This is a genomic window from Phenylobacterium sp., from assembly GCF_030693625.1.
GTDB lineage: Bacteria > Pseudomonadota > Alphaproteobacteria > Caulobacterales > Caulobacteraceae > Phenylobacterium > Phenylobacterium ferrooxidans.
This window is the reverse complement of sequence record NZ_JAUYAF010000035.1, coordinates 48,686-67,471: the sequence shown is the minus strand read 5'-3', so window position 1 is coordinate 67,471 and position 18,786 is coordinate 48,686. Positions and strand designations below refer to the sequence as shown.

Genomic DNA, 18,786 nt, shown 5'->3' with positions numbered 1-18,786 from the left:
GATTCAGGAGGTCATGCAGGCGGCGTTGAGCATGCCCACCGCCAGGGAGATGCTGGCCAGATAGACGCCGGCGGCCATCTCGCCGCGTTCGATGCGGGCGGTGACATCCTTCATCACGATCATCCGGACCAGGGTGAAGGCGGCGATCTGGATGACGCCGGCCAGGGCCGCCCAGGCGCAGAATTCGATCAGGCTGATGGTGTGGGACAGGGCCGAGGCGAGGGGAATGACGTAGCCGAGCAGGGCGCCGCCCAGGGCGAGGGCCGCGGCGGTGTTGCCCTCCCGGATCAGCTTGGCCTCATGATAGGGCGTCGCCCACTGGTAGAGGACCTTGAAGGCTACGGTGAACAGTCCGGCGGCGACGAAGGCCACCAGGAAGGCGAGGGCGCTGGCGGTGAAGCCGTAGAGGTCGAACATCTCAGCAAATCTCCAGCGTCAGGCCTTGAACTCGCCGACCTCGAGAGGCACGCCGAGCATGACCTCGAACGACACCTCGCCGTCTTCGGTCTCCTGCTCAATGGCTAGCAGAAGCTCGCGCGCGTCGCCCGGCAATTCTCGCGAAAACAGCATGCAGGTCTGGAAAATCCGGCGATCGGGAACCCCATCCCGGTCGTCGTGCAGGTCTTCCCAGAAGGTCACCGGATCCTGGCTCTCCGCCTCCTCGCCGAACCAGAAGCGGGTGTAGTCAGGGAGACCGGCGGCGGTGAAGGTCCGCGCCCGCAGCCGCTGGGCCCAGGCGTCCCGGTCGGCTCGACCGCCCGGATAGGTGCTTTCCCAGGGCACAAAGATGGTGAAGTCGGTGACCCTCTGGCCCTCGCGGTCGTCGGAGACCGCCTGGAACATGGCGTGGTCGTCGGTGTAGAACCGGTGGACGAACCCGCCCTCCTTCAGGTCCACGAGCCCCTGGGCGGTGATCTCCAGGGTGTCCTGGTCCAGGGGGAAGCGGCGCTCCGACCCCAGGCGGCGCCAGGCCAGGGGATCGACCCACAGCGTCCGGCCCAGCGTCACGTTGCGGATCTCTGGCAGGGCCGAGACGGGGGCGGCCTCTTTGCGACCGAAGAGCTTACTGAACATGACCTGGACCCGAGGTAAGACCGATCTCCTATCTAGGACGGCGTGCTTGCGCGCAAAAGGGTGAAGGTGGCTCTCGACGGCTGGCGCCCGGCCACCCATCTTGTATGAACCTGTCACCACCGAAGGATCGCCTGATGACGCAGACCGCCTGGACTGTTCGCTCCCTGAAGACCGCCCTGGACGCGGCCAGCGGGGAGGGGGAAGCCCTCGCCGCCCGCGTGGTGGAAGGCGCCGACCCGGTGCTGCTGGTGACCATGCCCGACGCCGGCGACCTGGAGATCTTCGTCAGCGTCAGCGACCAGCAGATCGCCGCCTCGGTCCTGCTGTGGCCGGTGGACGAGCAGGAAGACCGCCACGCCTTCAACGAGTTCCTCCTGAAGGCGCAGAAGCTGGTGCCGCTGTCGAACTTCGGCATCACCACCGTGGCCGACCGCGACTTCTATGAACTGTTCGGCGAGTTGGCCACGACCTCCTCCCTGGAGGACATCCTCGTCGAGCTGCGCATGCTGGCTGAGAACGCCCTCGAGGCGGCCTCCGACCTGCGCACCTCCTTCGCCCCCGCCGCCTAAACCCGAGCCTCTGGAGCCTCTCCCATGACCATCTGGCGCAAGCTGTTCACCCTGGGCCGCGCGGGCGCGCACGACGCCGCGGCCGGCGTCGTCGACGCCAACGCCATCAAGATCCTGGATCAGGAGATCCGCGACGCCGACACCGCCCAGGGCAAGGCCCGCGACGACATGGCCGGCCTGGTGGCCCGCCGGCGCATCCTGGAGAAGGAGGTGGCCAGCTTCCGCGAGCAGGCCATCAAGTATGAGAACTCGGCCCGCGCCGCCGTGGGCAAGGGCGACATGGACCTGGCCCGCCAGGTGGCCCAGCGGATCGCCGACCTGGAGCAGCAGGTGTCGGTGAAGGAGCCGCAGATCGCCGACATGCGCGCCGCCGAGGAGCAGCTGCACACCGCCATCGCCGCCACCGACCGCCGGATCGAGACCCTGCGCCGGGAGGTGGAGGTGGTGAAGGTCAACGAGTCTGTGCAGCGCGCCCAGGCCTCGGTGGCCGCCCGCGGGGCCGGCGCCGGATCGTCCCTGGGGTCGGCGGCCGACAGCCTGGCGCGGATCAAGGAACGCCAGGCCGTGCGCGGCGAGCGGATCAAGGCCGCCGGCGAACTGGAAGACATGCGCACCGGCGCGGACCTGGACGAAAAGCTGCGGCTGGCCGGCATCGGTCCTGGCCAGTCCTCGGCCGACGACATCCTGGCGCGCCTGTCGGCTCCGGCGCCCGTCCTGCAGATCGAGCAGAAGAGCGCCGCCAAGACCGGTGACGACCAAGGGTGAGACGCCTGACCCTGGAGCCCCGCCCCGACTGGCGGGAAAAGGCCGACGCGGTGGGGTTCGTCTACCACCACACCGACGGCCGGGCCTATTGGGACGAAAGCGCGGCCTACGCCTTCACCCTGGCGGAGGTCGAGGAGGATCTGGAACCGGCGGCCACCGAACTGCATGAGCTGTGTCTCGACCTGGTGGATGAGGCCTCGCGAAGCGACGAACTGATGGGCCGCCTGGCGATCCCGGCGGAGCATCGGGACTTCATCGCCGGCTCGTGGCGCGCCAAGGAGCCGTCCCTCTATGGCCGCTTCGACTTCGGCTATGACGGAACCGCCAAACCCAAGCTCTATGAGTACAACGCCGACACCCCCACCAGCGTGTTCGAGGCGGCGACCTTCCAGTGGCTCTGGCTCGAGGAGCTGCTGGCCTCCGGCGCCCTGGCGCCCGGCACCGACCAGTTCAACAGCCTGTTCGAAGCCCTGCGCGACCGGTTCGCGACCCTGTTTCCCACCGGCGGGTTCGTCCACTTCGCGAGCGACGCCGAGGCCATCGAGGATCGTCAGACGGTAAGGTTCTTCGAGGACCTGGCCAGCCAGGCCGGGCTCGATCCGAAGTTCGTGGCCATGACCGATATCGGGGTGAACGCCGAGGGACAGTTCGCCGACCGCGAGGGGCTGCTGCTGCAGGCGGCCTTCAAGCTCTATCCCTGGGAGCATATGCTGCGGGAGCCCTACGCCGCCCACCTGGCCACCGCCAAGGTCAGCTGGCTGGAGCCGCCGTGGAAGGCGATCCTGTCCAACAAGGGGATCCTGCCCCTGCTCTGGGAACGCCACCCGGGCCATCCCAATCTGCTGGAGGCCTATTTCGAGGGGGACGCCGGCGCGAGCGCGCTTGGGCCCCGGTACGTGCGCAAGCCGCTGTTCTCCCGCGAGGGCGCCAATGTCGAGGTCGTCGGCGGTGATGAGCCGGTGCTGGACCAGGGCTATGGCGCCGAGGGGGCGATCCTGCAGGCCTATCACCCGCCGCCGGACTTCGACGGCAAGCGGCCGGTGGTGGGGGCCTGGATCGTCGGCGCCGAGCCGGCTGGGGTGGGCGTGCGGGAGGACGACAGCGTGATCACCAAGAACCTGGCCCGGTTCGTCCCGCACATCATCGAAGCCTGAGGCTCAGAGGCCCAGGACCAACTGCTGCTCCGGCAGGCGGACCACGAGGCCGGCCAGGTCCTCGGTGATCCTGATCTGGCAGGCCAGGCGCGAGCCGGCGTCGACGTCGCTGGCGAAGTCCAGCATGGACTCCTCCATGGCCGACGGCTCGCCCGCATGGGCGCGCCAGGCCGGGTCGACATGGACATGGCAGGTGACGCAGCAGCAATTGCCGCCGCAGACCCCGTCGATGCCGGGGACCTTGCCCAGCCGCGCCAGGTTCATCAGCGTCCATCCCGGACGCAGGGGGAGGCGATAGGCTTCGCCCTGGTGGGTGATGAAGGTGACGCCGTGAGCGGTCGAGGGGATCAGACCACCAGCACCCAGGCCACCATAAAGACCACGGCGCCCAGGGTGGTCCAGAGCAGCATGTTGATGAGCATGCGGATCATGCCGCGCTCGTGCTCGTCGACGACGCCAAGCGCGTCGCAGACGGCGTTGGCGGGCAGCATCAGGAAATGGAGCATGGTCAGTCCTTCCATGGGGCGGGGGCGGGCGTCATGATCGGGTCGCGCCGGTAAGGGGCGGAAGCTCGCCGCGGGCAGCCTCGAGCCCGTACTGCAGGCTCTGGGCGATCATCTCCGACTTGGCGACGAACAGAGCTGCAGCCTGCGGCGGACACAGCCGTTCAGCGCTCTGGCGGAACAGGTGCAGCCAGCGGACGAAGTGGGCCGGCGCGATCTCGGGGATCTTGCTGTGGGCGACCATGGGCGAGCCCCTGAAGCGGCCCGTCATCAGCATCACCGAGGACCAGAAATCGCAGAGCTTGGCCAGGTGGGCGTCCCACTCGTCGCCGATGATCCGGTTGAAGATCGGGCCCAGGGTGGGGTCGGTCCGGACCGTGGCGTAGAAGCCGTGGACCAGGTCGCCGATCATCGCCTCGGTGACCCCCACGGCCACGCCGGGGCCGTGGCGGGGAGAGGACGCGGAAATGGACGGGGAGCTCATGGGGGCATCTGTTCAGGTTGCGATTTGAACATGTATCTACAATACTGGTTTAACCCTGGCTAGGCCTCGCGCGGATCGGCCGCGCGCGCCTGCGGGCAGGAGCGACCGTGTTCATCACCACCGAACCGACGCCCAATCCGGACGCCATGAAGTTCTCACCCTCGGCGGACGCCGGGGGCGGGGAGGGGCTCCAGGCTCTGGAAAGCGTCCTGACCGTCGCGCTCTTGGCGCTTCCGGGGGTCGGCGGGGTCTTTGTCGCGCCAGGCTTCGTGACTGTGACCCGGGTCCAGGGTCGGCCCTGGGCCCGGCTGGGCCCGGAGGTCGTCGCCGCCCTGAGCGTCGTCCTGGAACGGGAGGTCCGCGCGCCGCCACGGGGCGCCGCGCCGGCGGGCGCGTCCGAGACCTCCGGCGACACCGATCTGGAGGCGGAGATCCGCGGCGTGCTGGACCGGCATGTGCGGCCCGGCGTGGCGCGCGACGGCGGAGATATCGAGTTCGATCGCTTTGACTCCCAGGCCGGCGTGCTCTGGATCCACATGCGCGGCGCCTGCGGCGGTTGCCCGTCGGCGCGCCTGACCCTGAAGGGCGGGGTGCAGCGGATCGTCCAGTATTACGTGCCCGAGGTGGCCGGGGTGGAGGAGGTCGAGGCCGAGCCGTCGGCGACCGTCTCGGTGGGCGAGCGTCTGAAGGCCTGGCCCGCGCGCCTCGACGGCCGACCGGGACCGCCAGCCCGCACGGCCTTCAGCCACCAGGGCCGGCCGATCACGCCCGAGCGCGTCTAGACCCTTTCCGGATCAGGTTGAATCAACCTGATCGGACAAAAAGGGGTCTAACTTCTTGAATCTAGAGCATGTCCGGGCGGCGAACCGGCGCCTTGCGCCTCACATGCTCTAGGGGTCGGAGATCTCGGCGGGCGGGCCCCGGGCCAACAGGGCCTGCAGGGCGCCCTGGTTCTCCACCAGGTCGGCCAGGCTGTAGCCATCCAGGACCTGGAGGAAGGCGGCGCGCGCCTCGTGCAGGGCGCGGCGGAGCTTGCAGGCCGGGGTGATGACGCAGGCGCCATTGACGGGATCGAAGCAGGGGACCAGGGCCATGTCGGGCTCGGTGCGGCGCACCACCTCCCCCAGGATGATCGCCTCGGGCTCGCGGGCCAGGCGCAGGCCGCCGTTCTTGCCCCGCACCGTCTCGATGTAGCCGGCCAGGCCGAGCTCATAGACCACCTTCATGAGGTGGTTCCTGGAGATGCCGTAGCTGGCGGCGATCTCGGCGATGGTGGGTAGGCGGTCGCGATGCAGGGCCACGTACATCAGCACCCGCAGCGAGAAGTCGGTATAGACGGTCAGTCGCATGGACGAAGGGCGCTCGCGTTCACCGGCCCATCATCATGGCGAGACGGGCGGCCATCAGCTTGAGCACGAATCTGGGCGGATAGCCCGTGTAGCTCGGCAAGGGTCCCGCGGGCCGTGACATCTTGCCGGTCTGTATGCGCATCTGAAGCTGCGGGGCGTCCGGCCCCAGCCGGGCGCGGTACACCGAGAACCAGTGCCCCTTCTCGTAGTCCAGGAACATCGGGCTTTCACAGCAGGTGGCGACGACCCTCCGCGTCAGCGATTGGGGGTCAAGCCGATGGTCGCGCAGATGGTCGTGGCCCTTCAGGCAGGTGACCTGATCCTTGCGAAACAGGATGCACGGCGTGCCGCCTTCGCTGTCGCGCAGGGACTGGGCTCCCCCAAGGGCTTCAAACTGCGCAGCCGCCGCGGTGCAATCTCCGCAATGACACGCGGCCCCGAGAATCGGCGACCCAGACACCCTGAACTCCACGGCGCCGCATTCACAGGCGAGACGGGTGTCTTTGGTGGGATTGGGAGCCATTTGCGTCTTTCAATTTCAGGCGGCGCGGAACACGCCGTCATTGCGCCGTTGCGCAAGTCGTGTCCAAGACAATCCCTTGCTGCGGCCAGTCAGTCGGACGCGGCGCAGTGGGTGGCTAAGGTAGAGGGATGACGCCATGTTCGCGCGGATGCATTGGATTGGAACCTGGGCGGCGCTTCTGCTTGCTGTTGGTCACATCTATATGACAACTCGTCTCTATGCAGACCTGACTGTCCCTGCGCTCTGGTTCGCGGGAACAGGATTAGGACTGTTCGCCATAGGCCTGCTCAACCTGCTGGCCGTGCGAGAGCCAACTGGACTTGGCCGGGGTCTCGCCCTGGCGACGAACGTGATGACCACGATCTTCATGACTTTGCTCTACTGGCTGCACCCGGCCGGACAGGTACTGTTTGGCCTTGTTCTGTTCGCGATCCTGACCCTCTGCGCCCTCGCTGCTGTCGCCGGCGCCAGGTCCGAGGCCGAAGCTCGAGCTTAGCCCACGGCACGGTCTCAGGGCTTCTTCTTCATCTGCTGGGCCGCCACCAGATAGGGTGTCTGGACATCCGGATAGATGGCGATCACCGCCTGCATGACCTGACCGATGTCTTCGCGCGACCCGTGGTTGGCCAGGGTCCAGCCCACCAGGGCCTCGGCGCTGTTGAAGGAGAGGTCGGTCGATGAGCGCAGGAACGCCTCGCCGCCGATGGCGCTGAGCGCCACCTGGCGGCCGACCGCCGCGCCCGCCTTCTTGCCCAGGAAACCGCCGACGAAGGGCACCTGCTCCATCGCCTTCTGACCAAGATAGTTGCCGGCCATCGAGCCGATCTGCCCCGCGGCCTTCACCTGCATGGACTTGGTGATCCAGGCCGAGGTGACGCCGTCTGAGGTGAAAGGGGACATGTAGAGGCCGGTGGTCCCGTCGACGACGTCAAAGGCCTGGCGCGCCTGCGCCGGGCCGGCCTTGGCGGCCGCCGGGGACGGCGAAACCCTGACCGGAGGCGGGGCGGCCGTCAGCTTCACCGGGGTGACTGGACTTGGCGCGGCGGCGCGCGAGGGCGCACCCCCCACCAGGCCAAACATGCCGGCCATCGCCGGCTTGTCCTGGCCCGCCGCAGGCGGCGCGGCGGACTTTGCGGCCGCAAGGCCCGCCAGCAGACCCATGGGCGACTTCGCGGCGGCGGGCGGAGTCGGAGCCGGAACTGGAGCCGGAGCGGGCGGGGCCTTGGCCGTGAGCTTCACGACGGGCTTGGCCGGAGTCTTCTCGACGGGCTTCGCCGGGGGTTTGGCGATGGCTGTCGAGGCCGGAGGCGTGGCTGCCAGCGAGATGGGTATGGCTCCCGGCGGGGGCGGAGGCAGGGCTTCGCGCACATCAAAGCCCCACAGGATGTCCGCGCGGGCGGCCACCTTCTGGGGCGTTCGGGCGCCATCCTGGGCGATCAGCTCCCCCAGCCCGTCGGGGCGCGGCAGGAAGTTGCGGCCGCCGCCGCCGTCGCCCACCGTCGACACCTGGCCCAGCCAGCGCGACCCATCGGCGAAGGTTATGACCCCGACGCCGGCGGCCATGCACCAGGCGCCGCTGTCGCCCCGGTAGCCGATCATCCGATGGTCTTCGCCGGGGCGGCCTTTCCCGGCCTTGGGCTTGATCTCCAGCGCCACGGTGGCGGGGGCCGCCTCCTTGTCGCAGGCCTTCTGACCGAACCTCGGCATGGTCCCGTCAGCGAGGATGGCCAGGGTGCGCTCCGGAGCGAAGGTCGAGGACAACAGGCGGTCACGCCATCCGGCGATCTGCGCGCGCTCAGTGGCGTGGGGATCGATGGGCGCCGCCGGCGCGGGGGCAGGCTTGGCGGCGGGACGCCGGCGCTTGGCGGCGGCGTCGGCCGATGTCGCCACGATGCTGAAGGCGGCCAGACCCAGGACGAACAACCCTCGGCGCCCCGACAGGCGTTCGCCTGCATTTCCCATCACTCTGTCCCCCAACAGATACCGGGCCACGATAGCCAGGAGCTTGGCCGTGCGCCAGAACCTGTTACGCCGGCGTCAGGCTTCGCGGGTCTGGCCTTCAGGGGGCGCATCGGCCAGGACGGGTGGGGGCTCCTCATCAGGGCGCTCGGGCGCGTCCGGGTCGCGGCCTTGGCTGCGGTCGAGCTTGCGCATGATGGGCGTGACGGTCAGGCCGTGGATCAGGATCGACAACAGGATGATCAGGCCCACGATGGCCCACAGCCGCTCGGCGTCCGGGAAGGCGGCGTGGTTGAGCGCGTAGGCCACATAGTAGATCGAGCCGACCCCACGGATGCCGAAGAAGGCCAGGGTGAGCTTTTCGCCCCGATCAGCCTTCAGGCCGATCATGCCGATCAGGCCGGCGGCCGGCCGGACCACGAGCAGCACCGCGATGGCGAGCCCCACATCGACCAGGGTCAGGGGCCTGAGCAGTCCGCTCACCAGCGCGCCGCCAAACAGCAGCAGCAGCACCATCATCGCCAGGCGCTCAACCTGTTCGGTGACGTCGTGCATTTCCCGGTGGAATTCGTGCTGGCGGTGGGAGTGGCGCAAGGTCAGGGCGGTCACGAACACCGCCAGGAACCCATAGCCGTGCAGCATCTCCGTTGCGCCGTAGGACACGAAGGTCGCGGCGATGGCGATCAGGCCGTCGCCGGTGCGGGCGAGCTTGCTCTCCGACGGGATGCGGAAGGTCAGCCAACCGAACAGCCTGCCGATGACCCAACCGCCCAGCACCCCGGCGGCGAGCTTCCAGGCGAGGTTGTAGCTCAGCCAGTCGACCAGCCAGGGCTCTCCGGTCTGGCTGGAAAGCGCCAGCACGATGGCCAGGTGGACGAAGGGGAAGGCCAGGCCGTCATTGAGGCCCGCTTCTGACGTCAGGCCGAACCGAACCTCGTCCTCCTCACCTGTCTTGGGCGGTCCCACCTGGACGTCGGCTGCCAGCACGGGGTCGGTGGGGGCGAGACTTGCACCAAGCAGCAGGGCGACCAGCCAGGGCAGGCCGGCCCAAACGCCTAGCAGGGCGATCGCGGCGATGGAGAGCGGCATGGTGATGGCCAGGAGCCGCCAGGTCACGGCCCAGCGGCGGACGTGGAAGACACGATCAATCTTCAGGCCCGCCCCCATCAGGGCGATGATCACCACGAATTCGGTGAACCGCTCGGTGATCTCCGGATAGCTGAAGGGCAGGGGGCGCAGGCCGACCTGCGGCAGGCTGAACAGGCCAGCGCCCAAGGCGATGCAAATGATCGGCAGCGACAGGGGCAGGCGCTTCAACGCCAGGGGCAGCCACGCGACAAGCGCGATCAGCAGACCCAGTCCTGTCAAGGCAAGGATGTAGAGGCTGGGTTCAACTGCTGGCATCCAGCCCTAACCCGCCTGGGCAGTGTCTGTTGCAGAAATTCCGAAGATAACGCTGCCGCTTGAGGGCGGGCGATGAGGTGGCAGGTGAACCGATGCGTTTGGGAGGCCGCCTGGTACGTGGGGAATGCGCCTCGGGGTGATAGCCGCCTGGAGAGCTGATTTTATCTGCAAGCGATTTCGACGATCGCATAGCTCGTGCTGCGCCCGCCGCCTGGCTGTTTGAAGAGCATGCCTTCCTTGATAAGCGCCTCGATGTCGCGCAGCGCCGTGTCGGGCGATGTCTTGGCGAGCGTCGCATATTTTGAGCTGGTGAGCTTGCCTTCGAAGCCGTCGAGCAGCCGGTTGAGTACGATGCGCTGGCGGTCGTTGATCTTGATGTCCCCGAACTCCTCCCAGAAAGCCGCCTTGTCGAGAACGTCGCCCAGGATCCCTTCAGCTCGATCGAACGCGCGGTTCAGGCATTCCAGAAACCACGTCAGCCAACCGGTGACGTCGCAGTCGCCGCGCTGCGTCGCTTCAAGGATTTCATAGTAGGCCTTCGAGTCCGCGCGGATCTGCGAGGACATGCTGTAGAAACGCTGCCCGCTGTTTTCCGAGCGCGCGAGGCACATGTCGGCGATGGCGCGCGCGATCCGGCCGTTACCATCTTGGAACGGGTGAATAGTGACGAACCATAGATGGGCGATGCCGGCCTTGATGACGGCATCCGTGTCAGGCTTTGCGTCGACCCATTTCAGGAAGGCGGCCATCTCGTCGTCGAGACGTTCCGCGGCCGGCGCTTCGAAATGAATGCGCTGACTGCGCGCGCCTGAGACAACCTGCATCGGCCCTGTTGTGTCATTGCGCCATTTGCCGACGATGATTTTCTCGAGACCGCTGCGGCCGGTTGGAAACAGCGCTGAGTGCCAGGTGAAGAGACGTTTCTTCGTGAGCGATTTGTCGAAGTTGGTCGTCGCATCAACGAGCATCTCGACAACGCCATCGACGTTTCGATCGCTCGGCGTCAGCCCGGCGATATCCATTCCGAGTTTGCGAGCGATCGAAGAGCGAACCTGCTTTTGATCCAGATGCTCGCCTTCAATCTCACTGGACTTCGTGACCTCTTCGGTTAGCGCCCTTAAATGGGCTTCTTGGCGCAGGCTTAGCCCTAAGGATTCCATTCTGCCGATTAGCCGGCCTTGGCGGTGACGAACGGCGCCAAGCTGCTCTTCAAGCGCGTCGTTGCGCCAAGTCAGGTTTGGCCAGTCAGTTCGTTCGTGGATATAGGTCGCCATAATCACCGCGTCTTTTGCGGAGATTATAACTGATATTCACCGCAAGCTTCAATCTTAATCGCCGCATCTTTTGCGGGGATTAATTCCCACATTCTCCGCAAACAACGACCTAGACGCCTTAGCGATCATCGTTAGCGCTAAAGCCAGCCCGATGTGCAGTGTCCCAGAGGCCGGCGAAGTACTAGACACGATCATGCACGTCCTTCGGCGTCCAACTGACTTGCTAGCGGCGCTTCGGCTCGCCCTTCTTCCAGCCTGGGGGCTCGTCGTATTCGATGAAGCTGGGAGAACGACATGAGCGCGCGCCCGCGCTTATAGGGCTCGCGGAACACGGCCGTCGTGTCGACGGTCTCCAGGCGCGCGTTGGTGCACATCGCCTTCCAGGCCGAGACCGGCCCCTTGTGGAAGAAATGCGCCATCCACCAGCGGGCCTCCAGGCCCTCGACCCCGGCCATCGGATCTGACGGATCGATGGCGCGGATTATGGTTGCCCTGTTGGTGGGCTTGAACGGCCTGTCGAGAGGGCGGTTGGGTTCGGCGTCGGCCCAACGGATCGGCACGTTCAGTTCCGAGAACTGCCAGTCAAAGTCGCCGCGGCGGACCCGGAGCTGATATTCGTTGGACATCGGGCCAAATCGCCCTGTGCCTCCTGGTCGAGGCGGCGAGCTGGGAGGGTCTCGAAGTCCACCCGGCGCGAGGGGCCTGGGAGGGCGTCCATCGGGTCATCTCGACGCTCGCAAGCAGGCTTGGCTCCAGCAATCGCCCTCGATATTATTGGGCATGATCTACTGGGTCGAGTTCTACAAGGGTGAGCAACTCTGCCAATTGAAGAAGACGGACTTGGGGCTGGAAGCCGCCAAACAGCACGCGCTTGTCATGGCTCAGCCTTTCGGAGCCACCTCGGCCCGCATCCTGGACAAGAAGCGAAAGGTCGTCGCTTCGTATGATTTCCCGGGCAATGGTTGGGCGGGATCGAGGCGCTAGAGCAGGGGCGCTCGATAGACGCTGACCTCGCATTTCGGAATCTTCTGGTGCGACCGTGAGACCGCCACCGCGAGTTGCGGCCAGGGTGGCCCATAGACGGCGCCGGGCGCGGACGCAGCCTTCCCGGGATGGGCAACTGCGGCGCGCACCAAGGTTCCCTGGAGAAGATCGGGGAGCGACTGTCCTCAGGCGACAAGGCGATGTTGATGTGGTCTAAGCGATCTGCTCAGTTCCGCAAAATTCGTTGAAGAGCGTCCTTGCTTACCGAATTTTGAACTAACTTCGCCAAATACGGGGAGCAGTCTGATGGCTGAACTTGCTGTTGGTCAGGTGCTTGCGAGTTCTTCTGGATTCGATGCGCTTGAGCGCGGTGGGGTGGCCCCCAATGGCAAGGACTCGCTGACCGTTGCGGAGGCAGCGCAGCAGCTCACTCGCATCAATCTATCCTGGTCCCCCGGTCTGGGGCAGGCGGCGAGCGTCACATACGCTTTTCGTGCAACCGCTGCGGACCCCATGCCGAGCAACACTGGTCCATTTGGCCAGTTCAACGCAGCCCAGATCCAGCTTACGGATCTGCTGCTCCAAGCGTGGTCGGACGTCGCCAACATCACCTTTGTCCGTGTTGGAGCAGGAACGTCTGGTCCATCGGCCTATTCTGACGATGCGACGATGCTGTTCGGAAACTACGGTTCCGGGCCAGACGGCCAAGCGTTCTATCCGGGAAGCCGCGCGGCCTCGTCCTCCGCGGGCGATGTGTGGATAAACGGCGGAAACACCGCCAACACGTCACCTCAGAATTTCGTCTTTGGACCAAGAAACATGATTCATGAGATCGGTCACGCGATCGGTCTCGCGCACCCCGGTGATTATAATGGAGATGGTCTCACCTATTCCGGTGCAGCGGAATACTTTGAGGACAGCAAGCAGTATACGGTGATGACCTATTGGGGGGAGGACCAGACGGGTGGTGCGTTCTGGCCCACCAATCCAATGGCCCCGCAGCTCGATGATATAGGCGCCGCGCAGCGTCTCTACGGGGCCAATATGTCCACCCGCCTTGGCGACACGGTTTACGGCTTCCACTCGAACGCAGATCGGGTCTGGTATTCGATCGGCTCAGCAACCGATCGCGTCGTTTTCTCCATTTGGGATGCGGGCGGAACCGACCTTCTTGATGTCTCGGGTTACAACCAAAACCAGCTCATAGACCTGCGCCAGGGCGCCTTTTCGGATGTCGGCGGACTGGTGGCGAACGTGTCGATCGCGGTCGGAGCGGACATTGAGAATGCGCTTGGAGGCGCGGGTCGAGACACAATGAACGGCAACGACCTGGCCAATCAGATATTTGGTGGAGCAGGAGACGATTCAATCTCGGGGGGTGGCGGCGCAAACTACCTGCGCGGCGACGAGGGCAACGATCAGATTGCCGGCGGCTCTGGATTTGACGACATCAACGGCAACATGGGCAATGACACCGCGCACGGTAGTGACGGAAACGACTGGGTGGTCGGCGGCAAGGATGGGGACCTCCTCTACGGAGATGCCGGCGGGGACATCGTTTACGGAAACCTTGGTGAGGACAGTTGTTTCGGGGGCGACGGCGACGACTGGGTCCGAGGTGGCCAGGCCAATGACGTGGTCCACGGCGGTGGGGGGGCGGACCTGCTCTGGGGTGATCGCGGCGATGACACGATCACGGGCGGATCTGGCGCTGATACCTTCCACACCTTCAGCGGCGCAGGTCTCGATCGTGTGACGGACTTCCTCTTCACCGAGGGCGACCGCGTGGTGGTCGACTCCGGCACCTACACGATCATCCAAGTGGGTGCTGACACCGTGGTGGATCTAGGAGCCGGGGATCGCATGATCTTGGTCGGCGTCACGGCCTCAAGCCTCCCTGCAGGATGGATCATGGCGGCATAGTCGAAGCGCAATGCGTGCGTCGGTCCACGAACCTGTGCAGCAATCCACGCATCGACAGGTTCATGGACCTGGTTCAGAAATGTTTAGCCACTATGGACCCCTGCCGGGAGCTGACCTTGGCAAGGTCAGCTCTTCGGCATCAACTCGAACTTAGACCCACGTAGTAGCTCGCCGCCTTACTGAGCGTTCACCTAGGTTGAGTCTCACGAACGTGGTGGCGATAGGCTGAGCGCCCGCAACCTGGTTGCGGGTGGGTGACCAGATGCAGCTTTCCCAGCCGATCCAGGGCGTCCACCCCGGGGGCTCGGGGTGTTCGACGCTAGACCATCTTCTGCGAGGCGCGTCCACGGCGCCGCCCGAGCGGGGCGTGTTCCTGCCGGTCACGCGCCGGATGCACCCCGCGGTGTGCCGCTTCATCTCGCCGGCGGTTTACGACGGACGTCTCGAATCGGTGCCGAGTACGGCCACGAATTTCTGAAGGGTCTTCATTCTTCGGAACCGCTCCATCGCCCGACTGCGGGGTTCCGAGACAGCTCACCAACCGGGGCCATGCCTCGCACCAGGACCTCCAGCATACATACGCTCAGGCGATAGAGGTTCGGGCCATTGCCCGCCGGCGGGCGAATACGTCGTGCGGCCCGCCTAGGCTCTGGCCCGGAAGCGGGCGGCCACAGCCTGGTGGGCGACTAGGATCTCCGCGCGCGACGCCTTGGTGACTCCGGCCTCATCGGCGAAGCGGGTCCAATCCGACACGGCTGCGCGGACCTCATCGATGATGGCTTCGATCAAGCGGTCTGGCAGGCCATGGCGGCGCCCCAAGGCGCTGACCTGTTTGTGGGTCGGATTTTTGCCCTCCCCCTCGACGTCGAGATAGTGCTCACCGCCCGGGCCGGCCGAATAGGTCAGGTCATAGGCAGGGGCCAGTCGCCATTGGCCGTGGTCGTCCATCAGGTAGCTGTGCTGGCGGGTGTGATCGTCACGATTGCTGGCCAGCACGTTGAAGACCATGCGTCGGAAGGCGGCGTGCAAGTCGTCGGCATGGCGCGTGATGGCCTGGGTCGCCCGCAGGAAGAGGTCGTAACTTGCCGGAGTGCGCCAGGGGGCTTCGACCGCGCCGCTCAGCGAGACCATGTGCAGGCGCTGGCCGGGGCGAGGCCGGTCAAACCGGCGGGTTGCGAAGTATCCGGCGCCTGACTTGGATGGCAGCAGGCGATAGGGCGCCATGTCCAAACCAGCGGCCATGGCCATGGCTGCGTAGGCCGCCTCGATAGGGCCGATGTCAGGCGGATCGTTGGTCGCGGCGAACTTGACGATCCAGGCTTCGTGGCCGGCGGCGGCTTGGCACTCTGAGACTGAGACCCGACCCTCGGCGTCGAACCCGACATGAACCTTGGGCCGCGCGCCGCCCGAGCCTCCAGCCAGGGCGGCCAAGGTGTCGGCAAGCTTGCCCTCGTGGCCGGCCAGGATCGCCATGGACTCGGCGGCCAGCGCGTCGAGGTCGAGGCTTTCGACCTCCGGCGGCGGCGCGGTCGCCGGCCGATAGGTGAGGGCGCCGCGGCCGTGGTCACCGACCAGCGCCAGTTGGTCGAGAGGGCTCAGGGTCTCGATGCCGACGCCAAGCTTGCTCAAGCGCCGCCGCATGACCAGATAGCCCCAGCCTTCCGGCAGGCTGTCGGAGAGAAAGCCGTGCAGACCCTCAAAATCATGGCTGCGCGCGGGATGCAGGCCCGGTTCAGGCGGGTAGAGCAGGGCCGAGACCGGCAGGGGCGCCGCGACCAGCTCGGGGGCCCATTCCAGTTGCGCCAAGCCGCTGGCCATGGCCAGGCGGCCGACGGGTAAGGCGGCTTTGTCCTCGTCAAAGGCCAGGCTGGCAGCCAGCGGCGTCCCAGGCACGAGCTTCACGGGCGATGCGCCTTAGGTGGGCGTGACCGCGGCGCCCGTAACCTCATCGGGCGCGTCGCTGCTTTGGCGGCTTGCTGCGCCAGGAGATCATCGAGACTGCTGGCTGCGGGAGGTGGAAAGAGGACGGCCAGGCCTTCCTCGCAGCGCAGGGCGACGGCGGCCTTGACCATATCCTCCAGCGACGCCTGACCTTCGGTCTCCAGCCGCCGCCAGGTTCGATAGGCGACGCCGGCGCGTTGGGCGGCTTCAAGCTGCGGCCAGCCCAGGGCGACGCGCCGCGCCTTGATGCGACTCGCAAGCTCATGAAGGATTTCGACCGGGGTTTGTAGCACTGTCCATATATGGACACTTATTTGCATTCTCGCAAGATAATTGTCCAAATAGCGCCATTCATGAGCGTCGCTTCTATAGGAGATCGGAACGACAACTGTCGTAGGGGGTGCTCGGACCCGCCGCTGCGCGGGCTCCGAGGGTTCGCCTCGCGGATACAACCGAGTTGGGACTGTTGAGCTCTTGCGGATGCCATTCGCAAGGAGGGCCTCAGATCAATGCAGATTTTTCGCCGCAGTTGACTGACTTGACGGCGGGCTTCGTCAGGGAAAGTGACCGCTACCGCGCCAAGCGCCAGCTGGTCGCCGGCGCCGCGTCGAAAAAGCCCGCAGGATCAGGCTTCAGTGTTCGCCGGTCCTGGACCGGCCCGGATCACGGCATAGGCGTCCAGGGCCCGCTGTCGGGCGAAGGCGTGGTCGACGATGGGCCGGGGGTAAGTGTGGCCCAGCCGCACTCCCGATCCCGCCAGCACAGGGGCGGTCGCGGTCCACGGCGCGTGGATCAGCTTGGCCGGCAGCCGCGCGAGTTCGGGAACCCAGCGGCGTATATAATCGCCGGGCGGATCGAACTTCTCACTCTGGAGCATGGGGTTGAAGATGCGGAAATAGGGCGACGCATCGGCGCCCGACCCCGCCACCCACTGCCAGTTGCCGGCGTTGGAGGCGTGATCGGCGTCCACCAGGGTGTCCCAGAACCACTGCTCTCCCAACCGCCAGTCAATCAGCAGGTGCTTGGTGAGGAAGGAGGCCGTGATCATGCGGACGCGGTTGTGCATCCAGCCGGTTGACCAGAGCTGGCGCATGCCGGCGTCGACAATGGGGTAACCGGTGACGCCATGCTTCCACGCCTCCAGGCCTTGAGGATCGTCGCGCCAGGGGAAGGCGTCGAACTTGCGGTCGAAGTTGGTCTTGGCGAGATCGGCGCCGCGGGCGATGGCGGCGTTGAACTCCCGCCAGCCCAGCTCAGCCAGGAATTTCTCGGCCTCCCCGTCGCTGGCCTGACCGTGATGGGCGGCGACCTGGGCGGCGCGCCAGCAGGCCTTGGGACTGATCTCGCCAAGGTGCAGGTGGGGGGAGAGGCGTGAGGTGCCATTGATGGCCGGCCGGTCGCGCCCGGTGGAATAGGTCTTCAGGGCCTGGGCGGTGAAGGCCTCCAGGGCGTCGTGGGCGCCGGCCTCGCCGGGCCGCCAATCGCTGAAGCCGCCGGACCAGTCCGGCGCCGTGGGGTGCAGGCGCCAGTCCGACAGCTGTTCGGAGGCGGGCCAGGCGGCGGGGGCGGCCAGGGCCGAGGACGCCGGGATCGACCCGCCGTCGATGACCGCCTGGCGGGCCGTGCGCCAGAAGGGGGTGAAGACGCTGAAGTCGCCGCCCGCCTTGGTCTTCACCTCATCGAGGTTGACCAGATGGCCGCCGTTGAAGCGTCGGGACTCGGCGCCCTCGCGCTTCAGGGCCCCGGCCAGGGCCTTGTCGCGCTCGCCGTGGCCAGGGTCGAAGGTCGCGTTCCAGAGCACCTCGGCGGCGCCGGTCTCGCGCGCGAGCTGCAGGACGATGTCGGCGGCGACCCCGCGCCGCAGGACCAGCCGCGATCCGGCGGCTTCCAGATCTGCAGCCAGCGAGGCCAGGGACTTGTCCAGCCACCACAGGGAGGCGGCGCCCGGGGCGCGCAGGCCCGGGGTTTCGTCCAGCACATAGAGCGGGATGACCGGCCCGCCGGCGCGCATCGCGGCCTCCAGAGCCGGGTTGTCGGCCAGGCGCAGGTCGCGGCGGAACCAGACGATGATCGGTGGGGACATCAGAAGAACTCGTCGAGGAACCGGTAGAAGTCGAGGCGCGCCTGGTCCAGATCGGCCAGGCGATAGTGGCGCGCCAGCAGATGTACGGCGTCGACGTGGGGATGGTTGCGCCTGGCCGAGCGTAGGAACAGCGAAAGGTCCTGATAGCGGTCGGCGACCCCGAAGCGGCCGACATCGATGAGGGTGACCTGCGCCCCGCCGTTCCAGACGAAGTTGGGCAGGCTGGCGTCGCCGTGGGCCAGGACGGGGTCCTCCGTGACGGGGAGCGTAGCGGTGAGCTGGTCCCAGGCCTGCTGGACGGTCAGGCCCAGCCGTTCGGGATCAAAGTCGGTCTCGTCCACCGCGCCGCCCTCCACGCGGGCCTGGGCCTCCGCCAGCTTGATCGAAAGCCGCAGGTCGAAGGGGCAGTCGGCAATGGGCGTGGCGTGCAGGGCGGCCAGGGTGGCGATGGTGGCCACAAGCGCGGCTTCAGCCTCAGGCTCCCCGACGTGGGAGACCGCGGTTCCCGGCGCGGTCAGCGTGACCAGGGCCAGATCGTCATCGACCTGGCCAAACCACAGCACCCTCGGAACCGGCGCCCTTCCGGCCAACCAGCGCAGGACTTCGGCTTCTCGCTCCAGCGCCTGGCTGTTCCAGACGTGGGACCGTTGGGTGACCTTGACGAAGGCGTCGCCGCAGCGGGCCACCAGGTCGCCCGATTGGCCGTGGCCGACGAGGGTCGGCGCCCTGCCGCCGGGCCGCCCCGTCGCCGCCAACACCCGTTCGATTCGGACCCTCAGCCCTTTGTTAAGCGCCAT

22 protein-coding genes are annotated in these 18,786 nt (G+C 66.6%); 8 read left to right on the top strand and 14 right to left on the bottom strand.

Annotated elements, in window-relative coordinates; translation table 11 throughout:
• Window positions 1-3: 3 nt before the first annotated feature.
• Both Q8N10_RS07850 and Q8N10_RS07845 read right to left on the bottom strand, forming a co-directional pair.
• Window positions 4-417: a DUF350 domain-containing protein gene (locus Q8N10_RS07850; RefSeq protein WP_304782381.1), complete on the bottom strand. Its 414-nt coding sequence runs from the start codon at window positions 415-417 to the stop codon at window positions 4-6.
• An 18-nt stretch (window positions 418-435) separates the two neighbouring features.
• Window positions 436-1,074, bottom strand: coding sequence for a DUF2491 family protein (locus tag Q8N10_RS07845; RefSeq protein WP_304782385.1), 639 nt, complete (start codon window positions 1,072-1,074; stop codon window positions 436-438).
• A 134-nt stretch (window positions 1,075-1,208) separates the two neighbouring features.
• Here Q8N10_RS07845 and Q8N10_RS07840 point away from each other — a divergent pair, with 134 nt between their 5' ends.
• Genes Q8N10_RS07840 through Q8N10_RS07830 form a run of 3 tightly spaced genes read left to right on the top strand, consistent with a single transcriptional unit; the run spans window position 1,209 to window position 3,562 of the window.
• A complete protein-coding gene (locus Q8N10_RS07840) occupies window positions 1,209-1,643 on the top strand; it encodes a YjfI family protein (protein ID WP_304782388.1) in 435 nt (144 codons plus the stop codon).
• Between the two features lie 24 nt (window positions 1,644-1,667).
• Window positions 1,668-2,408 (top strand): PspA/IM30 family protein, encoded by a 741-nt coding sequence (locus Q8N10_RS07835; protein WP_304782391.1) that lies wholly within the window; start codon window positions 1,668-1,670, stop codon window positions 2,406-2,408.
• Window positions 2,405-3,562 carry a glutathionylspermidine synthase family protein gene (locus Q8N10_RS07830; protein WP_304782394.1) on the top strand — a complete coding sequence of 386 codons (1,158 nt, stop codon included), beginning with the start codon at window positions 2,405-2,407 and terminating at the stop codon, window positions 3,560-3,562. The genes Q8N10_RS07835 and Q8N10_RS07830 overlap by 4 nt, the downstream gene beginning before the upstream one ends.
• Window positions 3,563-3,565: 3 nt before the next feature.
• Here Q8N10_RS07830 and Q8N10_RS07825 read toward each other — a convergent pair whose 3' ends face one another.
• Genes Q8N10_RS07825 through Q8N10_RS07815 form a run of 3 tightly spaced genes read right to left on the bottom strand, consistent with a single transcriptional unit; the run spans window position 3,566 to window position 4,549 of the window.
• Window positions 3,566-3,880, bottom strand: a complete 315-nt coding sequence (locus Q8N10_RS07825) for a 2Fe-2S iron-sulfur cluster-binding protein (protein WP_371133896.1) — start codon at window positions 3,878-3,880, stop codon at window positions 3,566-3,568.
• A 29-nt stretch (window positions 3,881-3,909) separates the two neighbouring features.
• Window positions 3,910-4,068, bottom strand: coding sequence for a hypothetical protein (locus Q8N10_RS07820; protein ID WP_304700797.1), 159 nt, complete (start codon window positions 4,066-4,068; stop codon window positions 3,910-3,912).
• 31 nt (window positions 4,069-4,099) lie between these two features.
• The gene (locus Q8N10_RS07815; RefSeq protein ID WP_304782397.1) at window positions 4,100-4,549 is read right to left on the bottom strand and encodes a group III truncated hemoglobin; all 450 of its coding nucleotides are present in this window, start codon (window positions 4,547-4,549) and stop codon (window positions 4,100-4,102) included.
• A 107-nt stretch (window positions 4,550-4,656) separates the two neighbouring features.
• On the opposite strand from Q8N10_RS07815, the gene Q8N10_RS07810 reads away from it, so the two are divergent.
• Window positions 4,657-5,331 carry a NifU family protein gene (locus Q8N10_RS07810; RefSeq protein ID WP_304782400.1) on the top strand — a complete coding sequence of 225 codons (675 nt, stop codon included), beginning with the start codon at window positions 4,657-4,659 and terminating at the stop codon, window positions 5,329-5,331.
• 108 nt (window positions 5,332-5,439) lie between these two features.
• Here the strand turns inward: Q8N10_RS07810 and Q8N10_RS07805 are convergent, their stop codons facing one another.
• On the bottom strand, window positions 5,440-5,898 hold the full coding sequence (locus Q8N10_RS07805; RefSeq protein WP_304782403.1) for an Rrf2 family transcriptional regulator: 459 nt from the start codon (window positions 5,896-5,898) through the stop codon (window positions 5,440-5,442).
• Window positions 5,899-5,917: 19 nt separating this feature from the next.
• The gene (locus Q8N10_RS07800; protein ID WP_304782408.1) at window positions 5,918-6,421 is read right to left on the bottom strand and encodes a GFA family protein; all 504 of its coding nucleotides are present in this window, start codon (window positions 6,419-6,421) and stop codon (window positions 5,918-5,920) included.
• 136 nt (window positions 6,422-6,557) lie between these two features.
• Here Q8N10_RS07800 and Q8N10_RS07795 point away from each other — a divergent pair, with 136 nt between their 5' ends.
• The gene (locus Q8N10_RS07795; protein ID WP_304782411.1) at window positions 6,558-6,917 is read left to right on the top strand and encodes a hypothetical protein; all 360 of its coding nucleotides are present in this window, start codon (window positions 6,558-6,560) and stop codon (window positions 6,915-6,917) included.
• Between the two features lie 14 nt (window positions 6,918-6,931).
• On the opposite strand, the gene Q8N10_RS07790 is transcribed toward Q8N10_RS07795, so the two are convergent.
• The 4 genes from Q8N10_RS07790 to Q8N10_RS07775 form a co-directional block, all read right to left on the bottom strand.
• Window positions 6,932-8,383 carry a hypothetical protein gene (locus tag Q8N10_RS07790; RefSeq protein WP_304782414.1) on the bottom strand — a complete coding sequence of 484 codons (1,452 nt, stop codon included), beginning with the start codon at window positions 8,381-8,383 and terminating at the stop codon, window positions 6,932-6,934.
• Window positions 8,384-8,458: 75 nt separating this feature from the next.
• Window positions 8,459-9,784 carry a sodium:proton antiporter gene (locus tag Q8N10_RS07785; protein WP_304782417.1) on the bottom strand — a complete coding sequence of 442 codons (1,326 nt, stop codon included), beginning with the start codon at window positions 9,782-9,784 and terminating at the stop codon, window positions 8,459-8,461.
• Window positions 9,785-9,945: 161 nt separating this feature from the next.
• Window positions 9,946-11,058: a Fic family protein gene (locus Q8N10_RS07780; RefSeq protein WP_304782420.1), complete on the bottom strand. Its 1,113-nt coding sequence runs from the start codon at window positions 11,056-11,058 to the stop codon at window positions 9,946-9,948.
• A gap of 191 nt (window positions 11,059-11,249) precedes the next feature.
• Window positions 11,250-11,684 (bottom strand): hypothetical protein, encoded by a 435-nt coding sequence (locus Q8N10_RS07775; protein ID WP_304782422.1) that lies wholly within the window; start codon window positions 11,682-11,684, stop codon window positions 11,250-11,252.
• A 154-nt stretch (window positions 11,685-11,838) separates the two neighbouring features.
• Between Q8N10_RS07775 and Q8N10_RS07770 the strand changes: the two genes are divergently transcribed.
• Both Q8N10_RS07770 and Q8N10_RS07765 read left to right on the top strand, forming a co-directional pair.
• Complete coding sequence (locus Q8N10_RS07770; protein WP_304782425.1) at window positions 11,839-12,042, top strand: hypothetical protein; 204 nt, start codon at window positions 11,839-11,841, stop codon at window positions 12,040-12,042.
• Between the two features lie 306 nt (window positions 12,043-12,348).
• Window positions 12,349-13,965, top strand: a complete 1,617-nt coding sequence (locus tag Q8N10_RS07765) for a M10 family metallopeptidase C-terminal domain-containing protein (RefSeq protein ID WP_304782428.1) — start codon at window positions 12,349-12,351, stop codon at window positions 13,963-13,965.
• A 642-nt stretch (window positions 13,966-14,607) separates the two neighbouring features.
• On the opposite strand, the gene Q8N10_RS07760 is transcribed toward Q8N10_RS07765, so the two are convergent.
• Complete coding sequence (locus Q8N10_RS07760; protein WP_304782431.1) at window positions 14,608-15,867, bottom strand: type II toxin-antitoxin system HipA family toxin; 1,260 nt, start codon at window positions 15,865-15,867, stop codon at window positions 14,608-14,610.
• Window positions 15,868-15,938: 71 nt separating this feature from the next.
• Between Q8N10_RS07760 and Q8N10_RS07755 the strand changes: the two genes are divergently transcribed.
• Window positions 15,939-16,196: a hypothetical protein gene (locus tag Q8N10_RS07755; RefSeq protein ID WP_304782433.1), complete on the top strand. Its 258-nt coding sequence runs from the start codon at window positions 15,939-15,941 to the stop codon at window positions 16,194-16,196.
• Between the two features lie 335 nt (window positions 16,197-16,531).
• On the opposite strand, the gene Q8N10_RS07750 is transcribed toward Q8N10_RS07755, so the two are convergent.
• Together Q8N10_RS07750 and Q8N10_RS07745 are read right to left on the bottom strand one after the other, a co-directional pair.
• Window positions 16,532-17,989: a deoxyribodipyrimidine photo-lyase gene (locus Q8N10_RS07750; RefSeq protein ID WP_304782436.1), complete on the bottom strand. Its 1,458-nt coding sequence runs from the start codon at window positions 17,987-17,989 to the stop codon at window positions 16,532-16,534.
• Window positions 17,989-18,786, bottom strand: coding sequence for an APH(3') family aminoglycoside O-phosphotransferase (locus tag Q8N10_RS07745; RefSeq protein ID WP_304782438.1), 798 nt, complete (start codon window positions 18,784-18,786; stop codon window positions 17,989-17,991). Before Q8N10_RS07745 ends, Q8N10_RS07750 begins: the two co-directional genes overlap by 1 nt.

Coding starts and splice junctions, on each gene's coding strand:
- Q8N10_RS07850 (WP_304782381.1), bottom strand. CDS start 417: ATGTTCGACCTCTACGGCTTCACCGCCAGCGCCCTCGCCTTCCTGGTG.
- Q8N10_RS07845 (WP_304782385.1), bottom strand. CDS start 1,074: ATGTTCAGTAAGCTCTTCGGTCGCAAAGAGGCCGCCCCCGTCTCGGCC.
- Q8N10_RS07840 (WP_304782388.1), top strand. CDS start 1,209: ATGACGCAGACCGCCTGGACTGTTCGCTCCCTGAAGACCGCCCTGGAC.
- Q8N10_RS07835 (WP_304782391.1), top strand. CDS start 1,668: ATGACCATCTGGCGCAAGCTGTTCACCCTGGGCCGCGCGGGCGCGCAC.
- Q8N10_RS07820 (WP_304700797.1), bottom strand. CDS start 4,068: ATGCTCCATTTCCTGATGCTGCCCGCCAACGCCGTCTGCGACGCGCTT.
- Q8N10_RS07815 (WP_304782397.1), bottom strand. CDS start 4,549: ATGAGCTCCCCGTCCATTTCCGCGTCCTCTCCCCGCCACGGCCCCGGC.
- Q8N10_RS07805 (WP_304782403.1), bottom strand. CDS start 5,898: ATGCGACTGACCGTCTATACCGACTTCTCGCTGCGGGTGCTGATGTAC.
- Q8N10_RS07800 (WP_304782408.1), bottom strand. CDS start 6,421: ATGGCTCCCAATCCCACCAAAGACACCCGTCTCGCCTGTGAATGCGGC.
- Q8N10_RS07795 (WP_304782411.1), top strand. CDS start 6,558: ATGTTCGCGCGGATGCATTGGATTGGAACCTGGGCGGCGCTTCTGCTT.
- Q8N10_RS07790 (WP_304782414.1), bottom strand. CDS start 8,383: ATGGGAAATGCAGGCGAACGCCTGTCGGGGCGCCGAGGGTTGTTCGTC.
- Q8N10_RS07785 (WP_304782417.1), bottom strand. CDS start 9,784: ATGCCAGCAGTTGAACCCAGCCTCTACATCCTTGCCTTGACAGGACTG.
- Q8N10_RS07780 (WP_304782420.1), bottom strand. CDS start 11,058: ATGGCGACCTATATCCACGAACGAACTGACTGGCCAAACCTGACTTGG.
- Q8N10_RS07775 (WP_304782422.1), bottom strand. CDS start 11,684: ATGTCCAACGAATATCAGCTCCGGGTCCGCCGCGGCGACTTTGACTGG.
- Q8N10_RS07770 (WP_304782425.1), top strand. CDS start 11,839: ATGATCTACTGGGTCGAGTTCTACAAGGGTGAGCAACTCTGCCAATTG.
- Q8N10_RS07765 (WP_304782428.1), top strand. CDS start 12,349: ATGGCTGAACTTGCTGTTGGTCAGGTGCTTGCGAGTTCTTCTGGATTC.
- Q8N10_RS07750 (WP_304782436.1), bottom strand. CDS start 17,989: ATGTCCCCACCGATCATCGTCTGGTTCCGCCGCGACCTGCGCCTGGCC.
- Q8N10_RS07745 (WP_304782438.1), bottom strand. CDS start 18,786: ATGGCGCTTAACAAAGGGCTGAGGGTCCGAATCGAACGGGTGTTGGCG.